Source organism: Rhizobium sp. SYY.PMSO (assembly GCF_046840415.1).
In the GTDB taxonomy this organism is placed as follows: domain Bacteria; phylum Pseudomonadota; class Alphaproteobacteria; order Rhizobiales; family Rhizobiaceae; genus Rhizobium.
The window spans coordinates 1,388,545-1,405,047 of record NZ_CP177350.1 but is presented as its reverse complement, the minus strand read 5'-3'; the positions used below and the strand labels follow the sequence as shown (position 1 = coordinate 1,405,047).

Annotated in this window: 17 protein-coding genes; 11 read left to right on the top strand and 6 right to left on the bottom strand. The window is 60.0% G+C overall.

The window, feature by feature from the left end; genetic code table 11:
• Positions 1-7: 7 nt before the first annotated feature.
• From ACJJVH_RS24785 to ACJJVH_RS24775, 3 genes are read left to right on the top strand one after another with little or no spacing between them, the layout of a single operon-like run.
• The gene (locus ACJJVH_RS24785; RefSeq protein WP_162703975.1) at positions 8-586 is read left to right on the top strand and encodes a sugar dehydrogenase complex small subunit; all 579 of its coding nucleotides are present in this window, start codon (positions 8-10) and stop codon (positions 584-586) included.
• Positions 587-588: 2 nt separating this feature from the next.
• Positions 589-2,235 (top strand): GMC family oxidoreductase, encoded by a 1,647-nt coding sequence (locus ACJJVH_RS24780; protein ID WP_412065419.1) that lies wholly within the window; start codon positions 589-591, stop codon positions 2,233-2,235.
• Between the two features lie 3 nt (positions 2,236-2,238).
• Positions 2,239-3,666 (top strand): c-type cytochrome, encoded by a 1,428-nt coding sequence (locus tag ACJJVH_RS24775; protein WP_412065418.1) that lies wholly within the window; start codon positions 2,239-2,241, stop codon positions 3,664-3,666.
• A gap of 83 nt (positions 3,667-3,749) precedes the next feature.
• Here the strand turns inward: ACJJVH_RS24775 and ACJJVH_RS24770 are convergent, their stop codons facing one another.
• Both ACJJVH_RS24770 and ACJJVH_RS24765 read right to left on the bottom strand, forming a co-directional pair.
• Positions 3,750-4,736: a GlxA family transcriptional regulator gene (locus tag ACJJVH_RS24770; RefSeq protein ID WP_112798400.1), complete on the bottom strand. Its 987-nt coding sequence runs from the start codon at positions 4,734-4,736 to the stop codon at positions 3,750-3,752.
• A 310-nt stretch (positions 4,737-5,046) separates the two neighbouring features.
• On the bottom strand, positions 5,047-5,262 hold the full coding sequence (locus tag ACJJVH_RS24765; protein WP_113357692.1) for a hypothetical protein: 216 nt from the start codon (positions 5,260-5,262) through the stop codon (positions 5,047-5,049).
• Positions 5,263-5,445: 183 nt separating this feature from the next.
• Here ACJJVH_RS24765 and ACJJVH_RS24760 point away from each other — a divergent pair, with 183 nt between their 5' ends.
• Positions 5,446-6,744: an NRAMP family divalent metal transporter gene (locus tag ACJJVH_RS24760; protein ID WP_412065417.1), complete on the top strand. Its 1,299-nt coding sequence runs from the start codon at positions 5,446-5,448 to the stop codon at positions 6,742-6,744.
• Positions 6,745-6,842: 98 nt separating this feature from the next.
• Here the strand turns inward: ACJJVH_RS24760 and grpE are convergent, their stop codons facing one another.
• The gene (grpE, locus tag ACJJVH_RS24755; RefSeq protein ID WP_412065416.1) at positions 6,843-7,460 is read right to left on the bottom strand and encodes a nucleotide exchange factor GrpE; all 618 of its coding nucleotides are present in this window, start codon (positions 7,458-7,460) and stop codon (positions 6,843-6,845) included.
• 589 nt (positions 7,461-8,049) lie between these two features.
• Between grpE and ACJJVH_RS24750 the strand changes: the two genes are divergently transcribed.
• The 7 genes from ACJJVH_RS24750 to ACJJVH_RS24720 all read left to right on the top strand — a co-directional run bounded on the left by ACJJVH_RS24750 (position 8,050) and on the right by ACJJVH_RS24720 (position 13,310).
• On the top strand, positions 8,050-8,574 hold the full coding sequence (locus ACJJVH_RS24750) for a hypothetical protein (RefSeq protein ID WP_112798392.1): 525 nt from the start codon (positions 8,050-8,052) through the stop codon (positions 8,572-8,574).
• A 396-nt stretch (positions 8,575-8,970) separates the two neighbouring features.
• Positions 8,971-10,041: a Dyp-type peroxidase gene (locus ACJJVH_RS24745; RefSeq protein ID WP_412065415.1), complete on the top strand. Its 1,071-nt coding sequence runs from the start codon at positions 8,971-8,973 to the stop codon at positions 10,039-10,041.
• 1 nt (position 10,042) lies between these two features.
• Positions 10,043-10,864 (top strand): family 1 encapsulin nanocompartment shell protein, encoded by an 822-nt coding sequence (locus ACJJVH_RS24740; protein ID WP_113357687.1) that lies wholly within the window; start codon positions 10,043-10,045, stop codon positions 10,862-10,864.
• A 445-nt stretch (positions 10,865-11,309) separates the two neighbouring features.
• Positions 11,310-11,462, top strand: a complete 153-nt coding sequence (locus ACJJVH_RS24735; protein ID WP_412065414.1) for a hypothetical protein — start codon at positions 11,310-11,312, stop codon at positions 11,460-11,462.
• Between the two features lie 28 nt (positions 11,463-11,490).
• Positions 11,491-11,727, top strand: coding sequence for a 30S ribosomal protein S21 (rpsU, locus tag ACJJVH_RS24730; RefSeq protein ID WP_112798388.1), 237 nt, complete (start codon positions 11,491-11,493; stop codon positions 11,725-11,727).
• Between the two features lie 58 nt (positions 11,728-11,785).
• Positions 11,786-11,980, top strand: a complete 195-nt coding sequence (locus ACJJVH_RS24725) for a hypothetical protein (protein ID WP_112800091.1) — start codon at positions 11,786-11,788, stop codon at positions 11,978-11,980.
• A 433-nt stretch (positions 11,981-12,413) separates the two neighbouring features.
• The gene (locus ACJJVH_RS24720) at positions 12,414-13,310 is read left to right on the top strand and encodes a GGDEF domain-containing protein (protein ID WP_113370732.1); all 897 of its coding nucleotides are present in this window, start codon (positions 12,414-12,416) and stop codon (positions 13,308-13,310) included.
• An 87-nt stretch (positions 13,311-13,397) separates the two neighbouring features.
• Here ACJJVH_RS24720 and ACJJVH_RS24715 read toward each other — a convergent pair whose 3' ends face one another.
• From ACJJVH_RS24715 to ACJJVH_RS24705, 3 genes are all read right to left on the bottom strand, one after another.
• Positions 13,398-14,477, bottom strand: a complete 1,080-nt coding sequence (locus ACJJVH_RS24715) for a quaternary amine ABC transporter ATP-binding protein (protein ID WP_113502553.1) — start codon at positions 14,475-14,477, stop codon at positions 13,398-13,400.
• On the bottom strand, positions 14,470-15,357 hold the full coding sequence (locus ACJJVH_RS24710) for an ABC transporter permease (protein WP_112798382.1): 888 nt from the start codon (positions 15,355-15,357) through the stop codon (positions 14,470-14,472). Before ACJJVH_RS24710 ends, ACJJVH_RS24715 begins: the two co-directional genes overlap by 8 nt.
• Positions 15,358-15,452: 95 nt before the next feature.
• On the bottom strand, positions 15,453-16,454 hold the full coding sequence (locus ACJJVH_RS24705; RefSeq protein WP_112798380.1) for an ABC transporter substrate-binding protein: 1,002 nt from the start codon (positions 16,452-16,454) through the stop codon (positions 15,453-15,455).
• Between the last annotated feature and the right edge of the window lie 49 nt (positions 16,455-16,503).

Sequence of the window (16,503 nt, the reverse complement as noted above, 5' to 3'; positions counted from 1 at the left end):
GATGATAATGACAAGAGAACAGGATGATCAGGCCGGATCGACGGCAGGCGGCGCCGTTTCCGGATATCTGAAGACCACGCGCCGCCAATTGCTGGCGGGCTCGACCTTGCTGCTGGCCGATCTGGCCTTCCATATGCCCGCGCTGGCTGAAACGGCGCCGGCAGCGATTGCAGCGGACCCGGCTTTTCTCGCCTTGTCGCGCAAGATAACGGGCAAAGACCAGCTCTCGCCGGTTACGGCAGAGAGGATACACGTCGCGCTTTCGGCAGACGACCCGGCTCTTTCGGACAAGCTCGGTAAGCTGGCCGGGCTTTCGACCTCGGCCGCGTCGCCGGCCGCCCTCAAGCAGGCGGCGTCCGCCGTTGGCCTCGATGGTCTGATGATGGCGATCGTGTCCGCATGGTATACGGGCACGGTCGACACCAAGGCCGGTCCCGTCGTCGTCGCCTACAAGGACGCCTTGATGTATCAGCCGGTCGCCGATGGTTTGACCGTGCCGACATATTGCAGCCGGGGTCCCCTCTGGTGGAGCGATCTTCCTCCGCAAGTCACCCGCGTTCCGCAAAACAATCCGAAAGTACTGTGATCATGACATCACCCGTTTTCTCGAATGGCGATGCGACAGCGGATGTCGCCATCGTCGGATCTGGCGTTGTCGGCGCTCTGATCGCGGAGCAGCTGGCGGCCGAAGGCCATGCCGTTCTCGTGCTGGATGCCGGCTTGCGGATCGAGCGCGCGCAGGCGGTGGAAAACTGGCGTAACATGCCCTTCAAGAACCGTGCCGGCTCCGACTTTCAAGGATTGTATCCGCAATCGAAGTGGGCGCCGGCACCGCTTTATTGGCCGGAGAACAACTATGTCGAGCTGTCCGGGCCCGACGGCAAGGGGTTCAAGCAGGGTTATCTCAAGACCGTCGGCGGCACCACCTGGCACTGGGCGGCGTCGTGCTGGCGGCATCTGCCCGTCGATCTGAAAATGCGCTCGACCTATGGCGTCGGCCGCGACTGGCCGATTTCCTACGATGCGCTCGAACCCTATTACTGTCGCGCCGAGGAAGCGATGGGGGTTGCCGGTCCCAATGATCCGGCGCTCCAGTCGCCTTCCGAGCGCAGCAAGCCTTATCCGATGGACATGGTTCCGTGGAGCTATGGCGACAAGCGTTTTGCCGAAATCGTCAATGCGCACGGCTACCGCTCCGTTCCGATACCGCAGGGGCGCAGCACAAGGCCGTGGAAGGGGCGCCCGACCTGTTGCGGCAACAACAATTGCCAGCCCATCTGTCCCATCGGCGCGATGTATAACGGCATCCACACCGTCATGGCGGCGGAAGCCCTCGGCGCCGTCGTGCTTGCCGAAGCGACTGTTTACAAGATCGACACCGACGAGAACAACCGCATTACGGCCGTTCATTGGTACGACAACGAGCACCGCTCGCACAAGGTCACGGCGAAGGCATTCGTCGTTGCCTGCAATTCGATGGAATCGCCTCGCCTGCTTCTGGCGGCGGCGGACGATCGCAATCCGGCCGGCATCGCGAACTCGTCCGATCAGGTCGGCCGGAACATGATGGACCATTCCGGATTCCACTGTTTCTTCCAGGCCGACGAACCGCTCTGGATCGGCCGCGGACCGGCGCAAAGCAGCTGTCTCGTCGGGCCGCGAGACGGAGCCTTCCGGTCCGAATACTCGGCCAACAAGATGATCCTCAACAATATCACGCAGGTCACGACGGCAGCATCGGTCGCGCTTTCCAAAGGGTTCGTCGGCGAGGAACTCGATGCGGAAATCCGCAAGCGGACGATCCACGGCGTCGACCTTTCGATCAGCCTGGAGCCGTTGCCCGATCCGAAGAACCGGATCACGCTCAGCAAGACCAGACGCGATCCGCACGGCATACCCTGTCCCGATGTCTACTACGATGTCGGCGACTACGTGCGTAAGGGCTTTGACGCCGCAGGCCGGCAATTGCAGGAAATCGGCCGGCTGTTCAATGCATCGGACTTCCAGATCACCACATCCCTCAATGCCAACAATCACATCATGGGCGGATGCATCATGGGCAGCGATCCGAAGGATTCCGTCGTCAACGGCGACTGTCGCGCCCACGATCACGCCAATCTGTGGATTCCCGGCGGAGCGGCGATACCATCGGCAAGCGTGGTCAACAGCACGCTCACCATGGCCGCGCTTGGGATCAAGGCGGCCGACGACATTTCGCGCGCGCTGAGGGCTTGAATCATGAAGATTCCGTCTCTCGTCGTTTCGATCGCCGCGATTTTCGGAGCCGTTGCCGTCAATGCGCAGGCGCAGACCCTTTCCGACAGCGCGCTCGTGGAAAAGGGCCATGCCATCGCAACGGCAGCCGATTGCATGGCCTGCCACACTGTGCCGCGCACGGGGAAACCCTTCGCCGGCGGTTATCCGATCGTCTCTCCCTTGGGGACGATTTACTCGACGAACATCACCCCTTCGAAGACGTCCGGCGTCGGCGACTATAGCGAAGCCGAATTCTCGCGCGCGGTTCGCCAGGGCATCCGCAAGGACGGCGCCCATCTTTATCCGGCCATGCCGTATGATTCATACGCGGGCATCACCGATGAGGACATGCACGCGCTCTATGCCTATTTCATGCATGGCGTCGAGCCGGTGGACGATGCGCCGAAGGCGCATACGGCGCTGCCGTTTCCGTTCAACCTGCGCTTTTCCATGGCGTTCTGGAACCTGCTCTACGCACGGACGAAGCCCTTTGCTCCGGCGGCCGGCGTCAGCGACGATATCAACCGCGGCGCCTATCTGGTCAATGTTCTCGGCCATTGCGCTTCCTGCCATACGCCACGAAACATGCTGATGGGCGCAGTGCAGGGGGAGGCGCTTGCGGGAGGATTCGTCGGGCCCTGGTACGCGCCCAACATCACCGCCGATCCCGTCAGCGGCATCGGCGCCTGGACGCAGGACGAGCTGGTCGCCTATCTGCGTACGGGGCACGCCAAGGGGAAGAACCAGGCGGCCGGCGGCATGGCCGAAGCCGTGCAGAACAGCCTGCAATATCTGCCCGCGAGCGACCTTGTCGCGATCGCAGCCTATCTGAGAAGCACCGCTCCCATTCGCGACGCGAGCGAAGGCCATGCCGCCTACGAGTTCGGCTCTCCGCACAGCGACGAGGATGGGATTCGCGGCGCCTATCCGCCGACATCGCATGACAGCCTGAAAAGCGGCAGGGAGCTCTACAGCGGCTATTGCGCCAGCTGCCATCAGCCGAACGGGGCTGGCAGCGACGATCAGGCCTACCCATCCCTGTTCCACAACACGGCAACGGGTTCGATCCGGCCTGCCAACCTCGTGGCTGCAATCCTCTACGGCGTCGACCGGGAGGTCGACGGCAAGGAAGTGCTGATGCCGGGCTTCGGCAAGCAGTCTTACGTGACGCCTCTGACCGACCGGCAGATCGCCGATCTTTCCAACTACGTGTTGCAGAATTTTGGAAATCCCCAGGCGAAGGTCACGCCGGACGATGTCGCGATGGCGCGGGCCGGCGGACCGAAGCCTCTGCTCGCAATCGTCCAGCCATACATCCTGCCGGCATCGGCCGGGATTGCCATTGTCATCATCCTGATCGCCGCCGGCTGGCTCATTGGCAGACGCAGGCGGCAGGTGGTAGCCGCTTGAAGAGGGTCCAGTCGGTGGGCGGCCGCTTTGCTTCTATGCAATTCCGAAGAGGAAGAGCGCTTCGCACTTTTGCTGGAATGGCTCTAACCATGCGCGCGGCGCAATTCCGTGGGGGATTGTCCGAATAGCCTGCGGAAGAGCCTCGCGAAATGTGATGCGCTGTCGAAGCCGACCTCCAGTGCAATTTCGATGAGGGGCGCCTGCGTCTGCAGAACCAGCTGTTTGGCGCGTTCCATGCGGATGCGGGTGTAGATCGCGCCGGGAGACGCTTTCATCTCTTCCATGAACAGGCGCTCAAGCTGTCGTCGGGACAGGCCGACGGAGGCGGCCAGATCTTCCGTCGGCACCACGTCTTCGATGTGGCTCTCCATGGTGATGAGTACGGCCTTCAGGCGCGGGTCCTGGCATTGGATGGCAAGCGGCTTGCGCGGCTGTATGTCCAGCCCGGATCGCGCCCGCTCGATTTGCAGCACTTCCAGCGCGTTTCGCTCGGCATCGATGCTGATGTGGCGCCTGACGAGAAAGGCTGCCATGTCGGCCGCGCTGCTTCCTCCGGCGCACGATCCGCGGTTCCGATCGAGATTGAACAGACGGTCGGAGCGAACGGGATTGTCGGGAAACTGCTCCCGGTAGGCCTGATAGTGAAGCCAGCTGACGCAGGTCTGATGCGTTTTCATCAGGCCGAGGCGCGCCAGAATGAACGTGCCTGTGCACACGCCGATCAGCGGGATTTTTTGGCCCGCCGCCTTCTTGAGATAGTCGGAAGTCTGATCGTCGATCGTGATGTCGGAATTCAGAAGGCCGCCCACCACCACGATATAGTGGAACTCCCGCGGGTCGATAAAATCCGATGTCGGCGCGACCTGCACGCCACAACTGGAGGTAATGAGATGCCTGGTGCTGCCCAACACATGCCAATCGGCCAGCACACGGCCGGACTTGTCGGTTTCGTCGCTCGCCAGTCTCAACGTATCGACAAACAACGCGAACGCGGAAAGCGTAAAGGATCGCGCGAGGATAAATCCGACTTTCAGAGCACCGTGTTTCGATTCATCTTTGACGGATTTCATGCGCTTGCCCCCGCTGATGAAGCCCTTTTACTTCATCCGGAAGCCATAAGCCAAGGGTTCGCGGTCGTCGACAAGGATCATCTTGTGCCGATGTTCCGTGTCCACCCATCGATGCCGGGCGCAATGCTCCAAAGCGCCCAAGGCCGTTTCGGACTCTAGACGGCCTTCGAATATCGCGCCGAGCACGCTCTCCCCGCGAGAAGGTTTCGCCAACCTTCAGCCGACCCTTGCCATGCAGTTGCGCCAGGCGCGCGATGGCATGGGTTCGCGGCAAGAACGGCGCTCGATCGCGATGCCGGGTGGGCATCGTCTAGCGCGGCGGCATGTCTTTCGTGAGGTCGTTGAAGGACGGCGCCCGACGTTTTGCCGACATGAGCAAATCGAGCTCGATGGACGATGGGCCGAACCGAATGAACAGATCCTCGGCCGTGCTGCAATCGAGCCCGTATTTTTCCTTGAAGTCCGCCAGGGTATAGGCGGGTCCCCTTACCGGTCGCCGCCGCTCGAAAGGCCGTTGCTTGTCCATGTGTCGACTATCCTCGCTTTCGACCAAGCAAACTGACGGCGTTGCAGAAGGTTCCCTGGCGGTCGGAATATAGCTGCGGAAGGACATGCGCGGCACCTCTGGAACAAACAAGCGGGCAGCGCGATTCTCTCGCACCGTGACCGCTTGAAACGAGCCTGGTCCGATTTCTGCTGGGAGGCAGCCATGAGCAACGAGCAGGTGGGTGGCAGGAGTGCGGTCGTCGAGCCTTCGAAGCCGCGCATACTGGAAATCCTGGGGCCGGGTCTGGTCACGGGCGCTTCGGATGACGACCCCAGCGGCATCGCGACCTATTCGCAGGCCGGGGCTCAATTCGGTTATGTGGCAAGCTGGACCTTGATCCTGACCTATCCGCTGATGGTGGCCGTGCAGATGATCAGCGCCCGCATCGGCAGAACTACCGGTCGCGGTCTGGCAGGCAGCATGGCGCAATGCTATCCGAGGTGGGTCGGCGCGATCATCACGGTTCCGCTGATGATTGCCAATATCATCAATCTGGGGGCCGATCTCGGGGCGATGGGAGATGCGGCTCATTTGCTGGTGAACGGCAATGCGCTCATCTATGTCGGCGCCTTCGGCGGCATATGCATCCTTTTGCAGGTTTTCCTCAAATACAAGCGCTATGTCGCGGTTCTGAAGTGGCTGAGCCTGGCATTGCTTTCCTACATTGCGGCGCTGTTCGTCGTGCATATCGATTGGTCGGCCTTCACGCGCGGCCTCCTGTTGCCGACCTTCAAGACGGATCCGAACTACTGGTCGATGATCGTCGCCATCTTCGGAACGACGATCAGCCCCTATCTGTTTTTCTGGCAGGCTTCCCAGGAAGCGGAGGATCTGAAGGAAAACCCCCGGGAGGAGGCTCTCGTCGAACATCCGCATGAAGCCGGCAGGGCAAATACCCGCATCACCCTGGATACATTGATCGGCATGGCCGCATCCAACATTGTCGCGCTCGCCATCATTACGACAACGGCGGCAACGCTCAACAAGGCCGGAACTACCAACATCCAAAGTTCCGTCGATGCCGCGAAGGCCATCGAGCCGCTTGCCGGGCACTTTGCCGAGATCATCTTTGCCATGGGCATCATAGGAACAGGGCTGTTGGCCGTTCCCGTCCTTGCCGGTTCGGCAGCATACGCCGTCGGCGAGGTGGCCCGCTGGAAAGTGGGGCTGTCCCATGAACCAAGCGAGGCAAAGGCTTTCTATGCGACGGTCGGAGTGGCGACGGTGGTGGGCATGTTGCTGAATTTCACCCCTGTCTCGCCCATGAAGGCCCTGTTCTGGAGTGCCGTGATAAACGGGGTGGTTGCCGTTCCCGTCATGGTGATCCTGATGCTCATCGCCTCCAATCGAAAAGTCATGAAGCAGTTCGTCATCGGCAGGGGTTTGAGCATCCTGGGATGGGCGTCGTGCCTTGCCATGTTTGCCGCTGTTGTCGGCATGGCGGTAACGGCGTTTTTTTAAAGCAGCTTCAAGAAAGGCGCGGGGCTGTTTTTCATTCGCAATCGCGTCAAACCAAAGCCTCGAATGTCCGCTCGGCTCTCTGACCCGGTACGGCCGGGTCAACTTTGCGGTCGACGCGGGGAGCCGCCGCGAGAAACAGCGACTTTCGCAGGACGTAAGGGGCGGGCTCCTATGGAATAGCCAGGCTCGGCGACCATCGTCACGGTGCCGTGGGGAACGCTTGGATCTTCCGTCTCGAATATTGCCTCGTGAAAGTTCGGATCGAACGCCTTGCCGGCGGGATCGAGTTTGGCAACGCCGTGCTTTTCCAGCGAGCGCAGCAGCTCCTTCTCGGTGAGTTCGACGCCTTCTATCAATGTCCTGATCGGCCCTTCCCTTCGGCGGATGTCTTGCGGAATACTGCCGATTGCGCGCTCCAGATTGTCCGCCACCCTTGTCATATCTCGCGCGAATTGAGTAACGGCATATTGGCGCGCATCGGAGACATCGCGTTCGGCGCGTTTGCGTACATTCTCGATCTCCGCCAATGCCCGAAGAAGGCGGTCCTGCAAACTCTTGTTTTCCGCTTCGAGCTTCGCAAGCTTCTCGCTTGCGGCCGCGTCGTGTCGAGGGTCGTTGTGTTCGTTGTTTTCCCGGTCGGCAGATCTGGCAGGCGCATGCGGATCCTTGGTCGTCTGCTCTTGTTCTTCATGGGCTTTGTCTCTGTTCCTGGTCATCTCCGTGTCCTCTCGCGATGCTTCGTTGAAAGCGGGTCAAAACATCCACCTGCGGGATATGGGAATGGTGGATGACCGTCATGATACGAGTCCCGGCCGGCAAGCAAAGCCGATGAAGCTTCCGCCCCGGAGCATCGGCTCGATCGCCAGGAGAAGGCCGGGAAGCCACGCGCTGTCGAGCGGTCATTCTACCAGGAAAATCAGCGTCGCCAAAGTTTTCGCCATTCCGGAGGCGATAATCTAGCTCTAATCTCTCCACAGCCGAGGATTGACGGCGCCTGCGGCACGCGAGGTTCCGGACGGCTGATGGGACAATTTGTCTCCTTTCGTCGACATATTGTCTTTCTCGACACTTGATCTGGCAGTGAAGTATCATTGTTTCCAATGGTTTTATCATCTGGCACGGCGGTTGCTGTTGTAATGGCGATGCATGGAACGGGCGTTTCCGAGACAGGGTAAGTATGCCCGATCTGATCGCCGTCGCCCCGACCGAGGGCAAGGCGGAGGCCGCATGACGGAATGGCTGCGACGTTCGCGGAACACGAATAGGCTGGATGGCTTTATATCGGTTGGGAAGAGGAGATATGAAATGGCTATTACCCGCAAAGAGGAAGAGAGGGCGCTTAGCGCCGAGGAACGTGAAGTCGTCATCCAGACCCGCCATCCAGACGTACAGGAATTGTCCGACGATGCGTTGAGCAAGCTTCTGCGGCGGCTCAGGGACATGCGTGATCGCGCCAAATCGCAGGCGAACCAGCAGCGCCGGGAAATGCGAGGGAAGGCGCAGCCGAAAGGCGCGGTCCCCAAGAGCTCCGACGCCGGTTCGCGGTTGAAGGCCTCCGTTCTGGCCTTGAGCCTGAAGCGGCTGAACGCCGAGATCCAGCGACGTGCTTCGATGTCGAGAAAGCACTCGCTCGTCGAAAACGCACAGCACGCACTCCAGCTTAAGCTTCACGCCCAGAAAAATGACATTCCGTATAATACGCGCCACGCAAACCAGGGTATGCGGGACATACCGGACAAGAAAGTCACTTCGCTGATACGGCCGGCCGAGCGGGGGCGATTGAGGAAGGCAGGGGCGGCAGCCCAGGCCAGACGGGACGCCGCCGATTGAGCGCCGCGTCGCAGGCAAGTTTCGCAACCGGTATCGCCAACGGAAAGGTCGTGCCTCGGCAACCGTGCCAGTTGGGTTACTCCGGAGGAATATCCGCCAATCTCTTTGGATGCGATCGGCGCCGGTGGGATAGTGTCTGCCGCTGTGCATCGGCTCGGGCTTGCTGCACGCGCGCCGCTGCCGACTGATATAGAGCGAAGGACATCGACTTCGAAGCAGTAGGGCAATTCCCCAAGGAACGCGAAGCGATATTCCGTCCGGAATTGCGTTAAATGTTAAATAGAGAAAGGGAGCGGCTCGGAGATTTCATGAAAATCGAGCCGCGCCCGCCTTGATTGTCATTCCCGCCTGCGCCGTGAGTGCGGCGCGATCACCAAAGGATTGAACGGGTAAAATATGCCAGCAGACGCAACAAAACCGATCCCGCAGCCAGTCGTTGCGCGCCTCACGCGCGCGGCGATTTTTCTGGTTCTGACCATCAATCCCGGCCGCGAAAACGAAACGGCTGTTCGGTCGATATGCGCCGATCTCGGCGGGCTGCTTCGCGCGGTGGGGTTCCGTGATCTGGAAGGCGGGCTGTCCTGTGTCATGGGGTTTGGATCCGATGCATGGGACCGCCTGTTTGAAGGCCAAAGGCCGAAGGATCTGCACCCTTTCAAGGAGATTCATGGCGTGCACCATGCCGTCTCCACACCGGGCGACGTCCTTTTTCACATCCGCGCGACCCGCATGGATCTCTGTTTCGAGCTGGCGATGGAGATCATGTCGCGGCTTGGCGATGCGGTGGCGACCGCGGATCAGGTCCAGGGGTTCAATTACTTCGACGACCGCGATCTGATCGGCTTCGTCGACGGAACGGAAAATCCTGTCGATCAGGCTGCGATCGACGCGGCAATCATCGCGGACGAAGACCCGACCTTTGCCGGCGGCAGCTATGTGATCGTCCAGAAATACCTGCACGACCTGAAAAAATGGAACGCGATACCCGTCGAAGTGCAGGAAGGCATCATCGGCCGCAAGAAATTCTCCAATGTCGAGCTCGACGATAGCGTCAAACCCAGCTTCGCGCACAATGCACTGACGACCATCGTCGAAAATGGCGAGGAGCTCGATATCGTCAGGGACAACATGCCCTTCGGCGATGTCGGGAAGGGCGAATTCGGAACCTATTTCATCGGCTATGCTCGATCTCCGGCCCGCACGGAACAAATGCTCGTCAATATGTTCGTCGGCCAGCCGCCGGGGAACTATGATCGCCTGCTGGACGTCAGCCAGGCGATTACGGGCAGCCTTTTCTTCGTTCCATCGGCGACGTTTCTTGACAGTGTCGAACCCGATGCCGCCCCGTCACCAGCCACCGAGGCTGAATCTGCCTCCGCAAATCAATCGGACGACACGGACTCTGCTCCCCGCAATGAAAACAAGGACGGTTCCCTCGGGATCGGTTCCTTAAAGAAAGAGGTTTGACATGGACAATCTTCACAGGCACCTCGCTCCTATCTCGGCCAAGGCCTGGGAGCAAATCGAGGAGGAGGCGAAGAGGACACTCAAGCGTCACCTTGCGGCGCGTCGTGTGGTAGACGTCGACGGTCCGAAGGGTTCAGAATTTTCAGCGGTCGGCACCGGGCACCTCAAGCAGATCGGCAGCCCAGGCAACGGCGTCCAGGCTTCCCTGCGAGATGTCAAGGCGGTTGTCGAGCTTCGTGTTCCTTTCGAGCTTTCGCGCTCCGCTATAGACGACGTGGAGCGCGGATCGGAGGATTCCGACTGGTCGCCGGTCAAGGAGGCTGCCCGCAAGCTTGCCTTCAGCGAAGACAGGGCCGTTTTCGAGGGTTTTGCGGCGGCGGGTATCCAGGGAATTCGCGAGGGCAGCAGCAACGCCGCCTTGAGCCTTCCCGCCAGCCTCAAGAATTATCCGGACGTCGTGGCGAAGGCGGTCAGCCAGTTGCGCCTTGCCGGCGTTCAGGGCCCCTATGCGCTGGTTCTCGGCGAGGAAACGTACACTGCCGCGAGCGGCGGCAGCGATGAAGGCTATCCGGTGTTCCACCATATCGAAAAGATCGTCGATGGCGGGATCATCTGGGCGCCTGCGATCAAGGGAGGCTTCGTTCTGACGACCAGAGGCGGAGACTTCGAGCTCGATATCGGTCAGGACATCTCCATCGGCTACCTCAGCCATTCGGCGACGACAGTCGAGCTCTACTTCCAGGAAAGCTTTACCTTCCGGATGCTGACTGCCGAAGCGGCGATCGCTTTGTTGCCGCAGGCTGAGGCGGAAAAGAGCGTATAGCAAAAGGCAAACACAGATGCGGCCATGAACAGCGGCTTGCCTGATGTCATCCTCGACGGAGGCAGGCCGTGCGGCGTGGACTGCGCCTGGCCGAGCGGTCGCAATCGCCGGACGATTGCCGACGGCGCTGACGATTTTACCGGCCGCGAAAGCTGGCTTTGGACTTGCACCACGCGGCCGAAGAGAGGGATTTGACCGTAAAAGAGCCGGGCTCAAGGTGCCTGAACCCTGTCGAAGGAAGGCGCGCTCCCTTTCACGGCGGGCCTCCACGAATTTCTCGCAAGTCATGCGCCACCTTGCAACGCAGCGGGTGGCGCCCTATTTATCTGCTATCACTCACATAATCACACACGGTCATGGCCGCACGCCTTGAATGGCGTCGGCTGATTTGCGCGTAGACGTGCTGCCGTGTCACCGCGCCGTTCTTGGGCGCCAAGGATATCGATTGAACAAGAAGAACATTGCTACCGCCCATGCGGCGGTAAAGCCGCGCGATGGCGGCAACGCCGTCAAGCGGCCGAACAGGACCTGGAAACCTTATCCCTGCCTTCTGACCCGGCGGGAGATCCAGACCATCGTTGCCGCGCAACTCGGCTGAATATCAACACCGGAACAAGGAGAACAGCATGCAGGTCATCGTCAAGGACAACAATATCGAGCAGGCTATCCGCGTATTGAAGAAGAAGATGCAGCGTGAGGGCCTTTTTCGCGAGATAAGGGAACGCCGCGCCTACGAAAAGCCTTCCGAGCGCCGGGTTCGCGAGCGGGCGCAGGCGATTGCCCGGCAGCGCAAGGCTGCCCGCAAGAAGATGCAGCGCGAAGGGCTTCTGCCCGCCGCCAGACGTCGGGCGCCGGCTCGCTGACAAGCACGATCAGGGCCGGTGCAAGGCCGGCCCGCCAGCATATTTTGAAAGGCGCATGATGGAAGAATTATATGATATAACGGTCTCGGACGAGCGTCTTGAGGATTGCCGCGACGTCGTCGAGCCCGACCTGCAGGATCTGATCCGTGCCACGATAGCTTCCGGCTTCTCTGCCGAAGAGGTCCTGATCGCGATCAGCGAACTGGTGGCGGAGGATTTCGCGGCAGTTGTCAAAACGCCCAGTGTACATTGAGTGGCATGTGCATCGAGTGGCGGGCGGGAAAACGGCGGATGGCAACAGGCTCTTGTCTTCATGGAATATGTATGGGGCGCGACGATAGGCCGGCATGAGGGCGAAAGGCATGCGCAGGATCGTCGGCATCTCGTCTCCGAGAACATGACGGCGTCACAGGTTTCGGTTCTCGGCAAAATGGGCGCCTGTCCAGCGCATGTTCCGCCCGCAGATGTCAGCGGCAACCGCCTCCGCTTCTTTCCCTCAATCCCAACATTCCAACGAAGGTGTTGACGCGTTCCGAGGCTTGTCATTTAAGAAGGAGGTCGGGAATGCGTTCCATGCCGCCCGGTGACGCCGGCTGATATCTCTGTTGGCTCCTGTGCAGTAATAACGCCGTTTTTTCTCAATAATCGTGCGACATGCTTCCGTCAGGCAAATAGCGGGGTTCGATATGGACGAGGCACTGGAGCAGCTTCGACATTTGTCAGCGATCACTTCGACGCTTATTGCGGTCTATGATGCCGACGACCGGCTGCAATATGCCAACAATGCCTTTCGGGCGGCGTATTTCGTCGATGTCGATGAGACGTTGTCGTGGCCGGATCTGATGCGACGCAATTTCGAACGCGGGCGCGGTACGGTCATTCGCGCGGCCAATTTCAATGAATGGCTCAAATCGACCCAGTCGCGCCGCGGCAAGATCGGCTACCGCGCCTTCGAGACGGACTTGATGGACGGACGCTGGCTTTGGATGACCGAGACGGTGCAGAAGAACGGCTGGATGCTATGCATCGCCAGCGACATCACGACATTGCGCGCCGAGGAGCGGAGCGTCCGCCAGGATCGCGATCTGGCAATCAAGGCGTCCCAAACCGACGAGTTGACCGGCGTCTCCAACCGCCGCTTCATCATGGCGCGGATCGAAGACATGCTGATCGCGGCCAAGGATGGCAATGTCGGATGTCTTGCCGTGTTCGATATCGACAACTTCAAATATATCAACGACAGGCTCGGTCATCACGCAGGCGATCTTGTCCTGTGCGATTTCGCCGCGCGCATTCATCAAAATGTGCGACGTAGCGACTGCTTCGGCCGGGTCGGCGGCGAGGAATTTGTGCTGGTAATGCCGGGGACGAGCCTTGAGGATGCGGTCGGAATTGTCGAACGCATGCTGGCGGTCATCCGCTTTTCCCGGCCATTGGCCGATTCCCCCGACTTCCGCTACACATGCTCGGCTGGCATTGCGGCCTGTACGCAGGCGGATCATGTCTCCGATCTTTATCAGAGAGCCGATCAAGCCCTCTATTCCGCCAAGCTGAGCGGCCGCGACAGGGCGCGCGTGGCGTAGAGCGATGACCTCAGTCTCGAACATCCGCCACGCATATGCTTCCGTGGCGGACGTTCGATTGCTGCGGTCTTTCCTGCTCCCTGACGGCTAATGCGCTCTCGCGAGGCTGCCGACCGTCTCATTTGCCGAACCGGGCGCATTGACCATCGCAGTCGCGAGCCGGCGGAAATTGACGATCCCCACGGGTTGGCCTGCGGGAGAGACGACCGTCGCGTTGCCGTCGGCGGCGGCGGCAAGCATGCGAACGGCATCCTCGATCGTGGACCCGGCCGCGATCGTCGTCTGAGACGATATGGCGCCTGCGTGCCATGGCTCCATGATGGCCTCTACCTGGACCACACGCCCTCTGTTCACCTCCTTGACGAAATTGGCGATATAGTCGTCGGCCGGTCGCAGGACGATGTCCTGGCTGCTTCCCTGCTGGATGACCTCGCCGTCGCGCAGAATTGCAATCTGGTCTCCCAGGCGCAGCGCCTCGTCGAGATCGTGGGTGATGAACACGATCGTCTTTTTGATTTCCCGCTGGATATCGAGAAGAACGGACTGCATGTCCGTTCGGATCAGAGGATCGAGCGCGGAATAGGCCTCGTCCATAAGCAGGACGGGCGCATCGTTCGACAGGGCGCGCGCCAGCCCGACACGCTGCTGCATGCCGCCCGAAAGCTGGTTGGGGTAGCGCTGCTCAAACCCCTTCAGCCCCACGCGCTCCAACCATTTCATCGCCGTGTCCACCGCCTTGGCGCGCTGCACGCCTTGGACCTCGAGGCCGAAGACGGTGTTGTCGAGCACGCTGCGATGAGGAAGAAGCGCGAATTTCTGGAACACCATCGCCGTCTGATGCCTGCGGAATTTCCGCAGTTCGATGTTGTTCATCTTCACGACATCGACACCGTCAACGAGAACCTCTCCGGCGGTCGGGTCTATCAGGCGGTTTATGTGGCGGATGAGCGTCGATTTGCCGGAGCCCGAAAGCCCCATGACGACCTGAATGCAGCCGGACGGGATTTCGATGTTGATATCCCTCAATCCGAGCACATGTCCGTGAACCTGATTGAGCTCGACCTTGGTCATGCCCTTGCGGACGGCTTCGACATAGGCGGCCGGATTGGGGCCGAAAATCTTGTAGAGATTGCGGATCTTGATGCCGCCGAGCGGTTGGTCAGCCATGGACGATCTCCCGGTGCTTCTGGAGCCTCTTGCCGTAGGCCTGGCTGACCCGGTCGAAGATGATGGCAATGCCGACAATGGCGAGGCCATTGAAGATTCCCAGCGTGAAATATTGGTTCGCGATGGCTTTCAGAACAGGCTGGCCCAGCCCCTGAACGCCGATCATTGAGGCAACGACGACCATCGCCAGCGCCATCATGATCGTTTGGTTGATGCCGGCCATGATCGTGGGCAATGCAAGAGGCAATTGCACCTTGAAAAGCTTCTGCGCATGCGATGTTCCGAAGGCATCCGCAGCCTCCAGCACATCGCGATCCACCAGGCGAATCCCGAGATCGGTCAGCCGGATCATCGGAGGTATCGCATAGATGACGACGGCGATGAGGCCGGGCACCTTTCCGATCCCCAGCAGCATGACGACGGGAATGAGATAGACGAAGCTCGGCATGGTTTGCATGACGTCGAGAATCGGATTGACGATCCGTTGGATCCGGTCCGAACGAGACATGATGATGCCGATCGGAAGGCCGATGGCGATCGACAGCACGGTGCAGACGAAGATCATGGAGACCGTGCGCATCGTGTCTTCCCACATATCGAAATAGCCGATCAGAAGAAGGGTCACGAGACAGCCCAGGACGATCTTGAAGCTGCGGCTTGCCAACCAGGCAATGAGCATGATCAGCAGGATGATGATAGGCCAGGGCGTCTGCGTGGTGAACCGCTCGGCAGCAATCAGGAAGTGCTGCAGAGGCGTAAAGAAGTTCTCGATCTGGTCCCCATAGGCACGGGTGAAGGCGCGAAATCCGTCGTCGATGGCCTTTTTCAGGTTTCGAAGCGCATCGTCATCCATGTGAGGAAATTTGTAAAACCAATCCATTCGGTTCCCCTTCTCTTGAAAGAAGCCGTGTCAGTTTTTTTATATTTTTCGGCAGGCGATCTGCGGTGCGCTTGGCGCACCGCAGAAGAGCAACGTCAAAGAGCCGCTTCGATCTTCTTGGCGGCGTCCGCAGTAACCCACTTCGTCCAGATGTCTTTGTTTTCCTTCAGGAAGTGCTTGGCGCCATCTTCACCGCTCGCCTGGTTGTCCGTCATCCAGGCCATCAGCTTGTTGACGGTCTCATTGCTCCAGGAGCGCTTCTTGAGGTAGTCCATGACCTCGGGGTCGACCTTTTCGGAAAAGGTTTTGGCGACAAGCGTGACGACATGGTCGGTCGGCCAGGCATTCGGCTTGGGATCGGGGCAGTCCGCTACGGTGTTGCAGCGCTTCCATTCTGCCGCATCGTTGGGCACGCCGGCCTCAAGCTTCACCATGGCATATTTGCCGAGCAAGGCCGTCGGCGCCCAATAGTAGCTTACGAAGCCTTCCTTTCGTTCATAGGCTTTGGCAATGGCGCCATCGAGGCCGGCCGCAGAGCCGGTATCGACCAACGTGAAGCCTGCCTTTTCGGCATTGTATGCCTTGAAAAGCTGGGATGTGACGACCGTGCCGCCCCAGCCCTGCGGGCCGTTGAAAATAGCGCCTTTCTTCGGGTCTTCCGGGGCGGGTGCGAGCTCAGGATGCTTCAGCATGTCGGGAATGGTCTTGATGTCCGGATGCGCGTCGGCGAGGTATTTCGGGATCCACCATCCCTGAACGCCGCCGTCGGGAAGCGACGTGCCGGCAACGACGAGGCGGCCTTCCTCCGTACCCTTCTTGACGACGTCCGGCAGCAGGTCGACCCACGCCTCCGGCGCGATGTCGGGCTGCCCCTTCTCCGCCATGGACGTTATTGTCGGAACCGTGTCACCGACGGTGATATCCGCGTCGCATCCATAGCCTTCGTTCAGGATAATCTTGTCGAGGTTCGAGAGGACTTCCGCGCTTTGCCAGTTCATGCTGGCGATGGTGACGCTGCCGCATTCGGCGGCGCTCGCAAAGGAGGCTCCGCCTACCAGTCCGAACAACATGCAGGTCGATGCCAATAGCTTTTTCATTATCGTTCCCTCTGTCTAGCGGCTTGTCTGAGGAGGGCGGGGTGCCGCG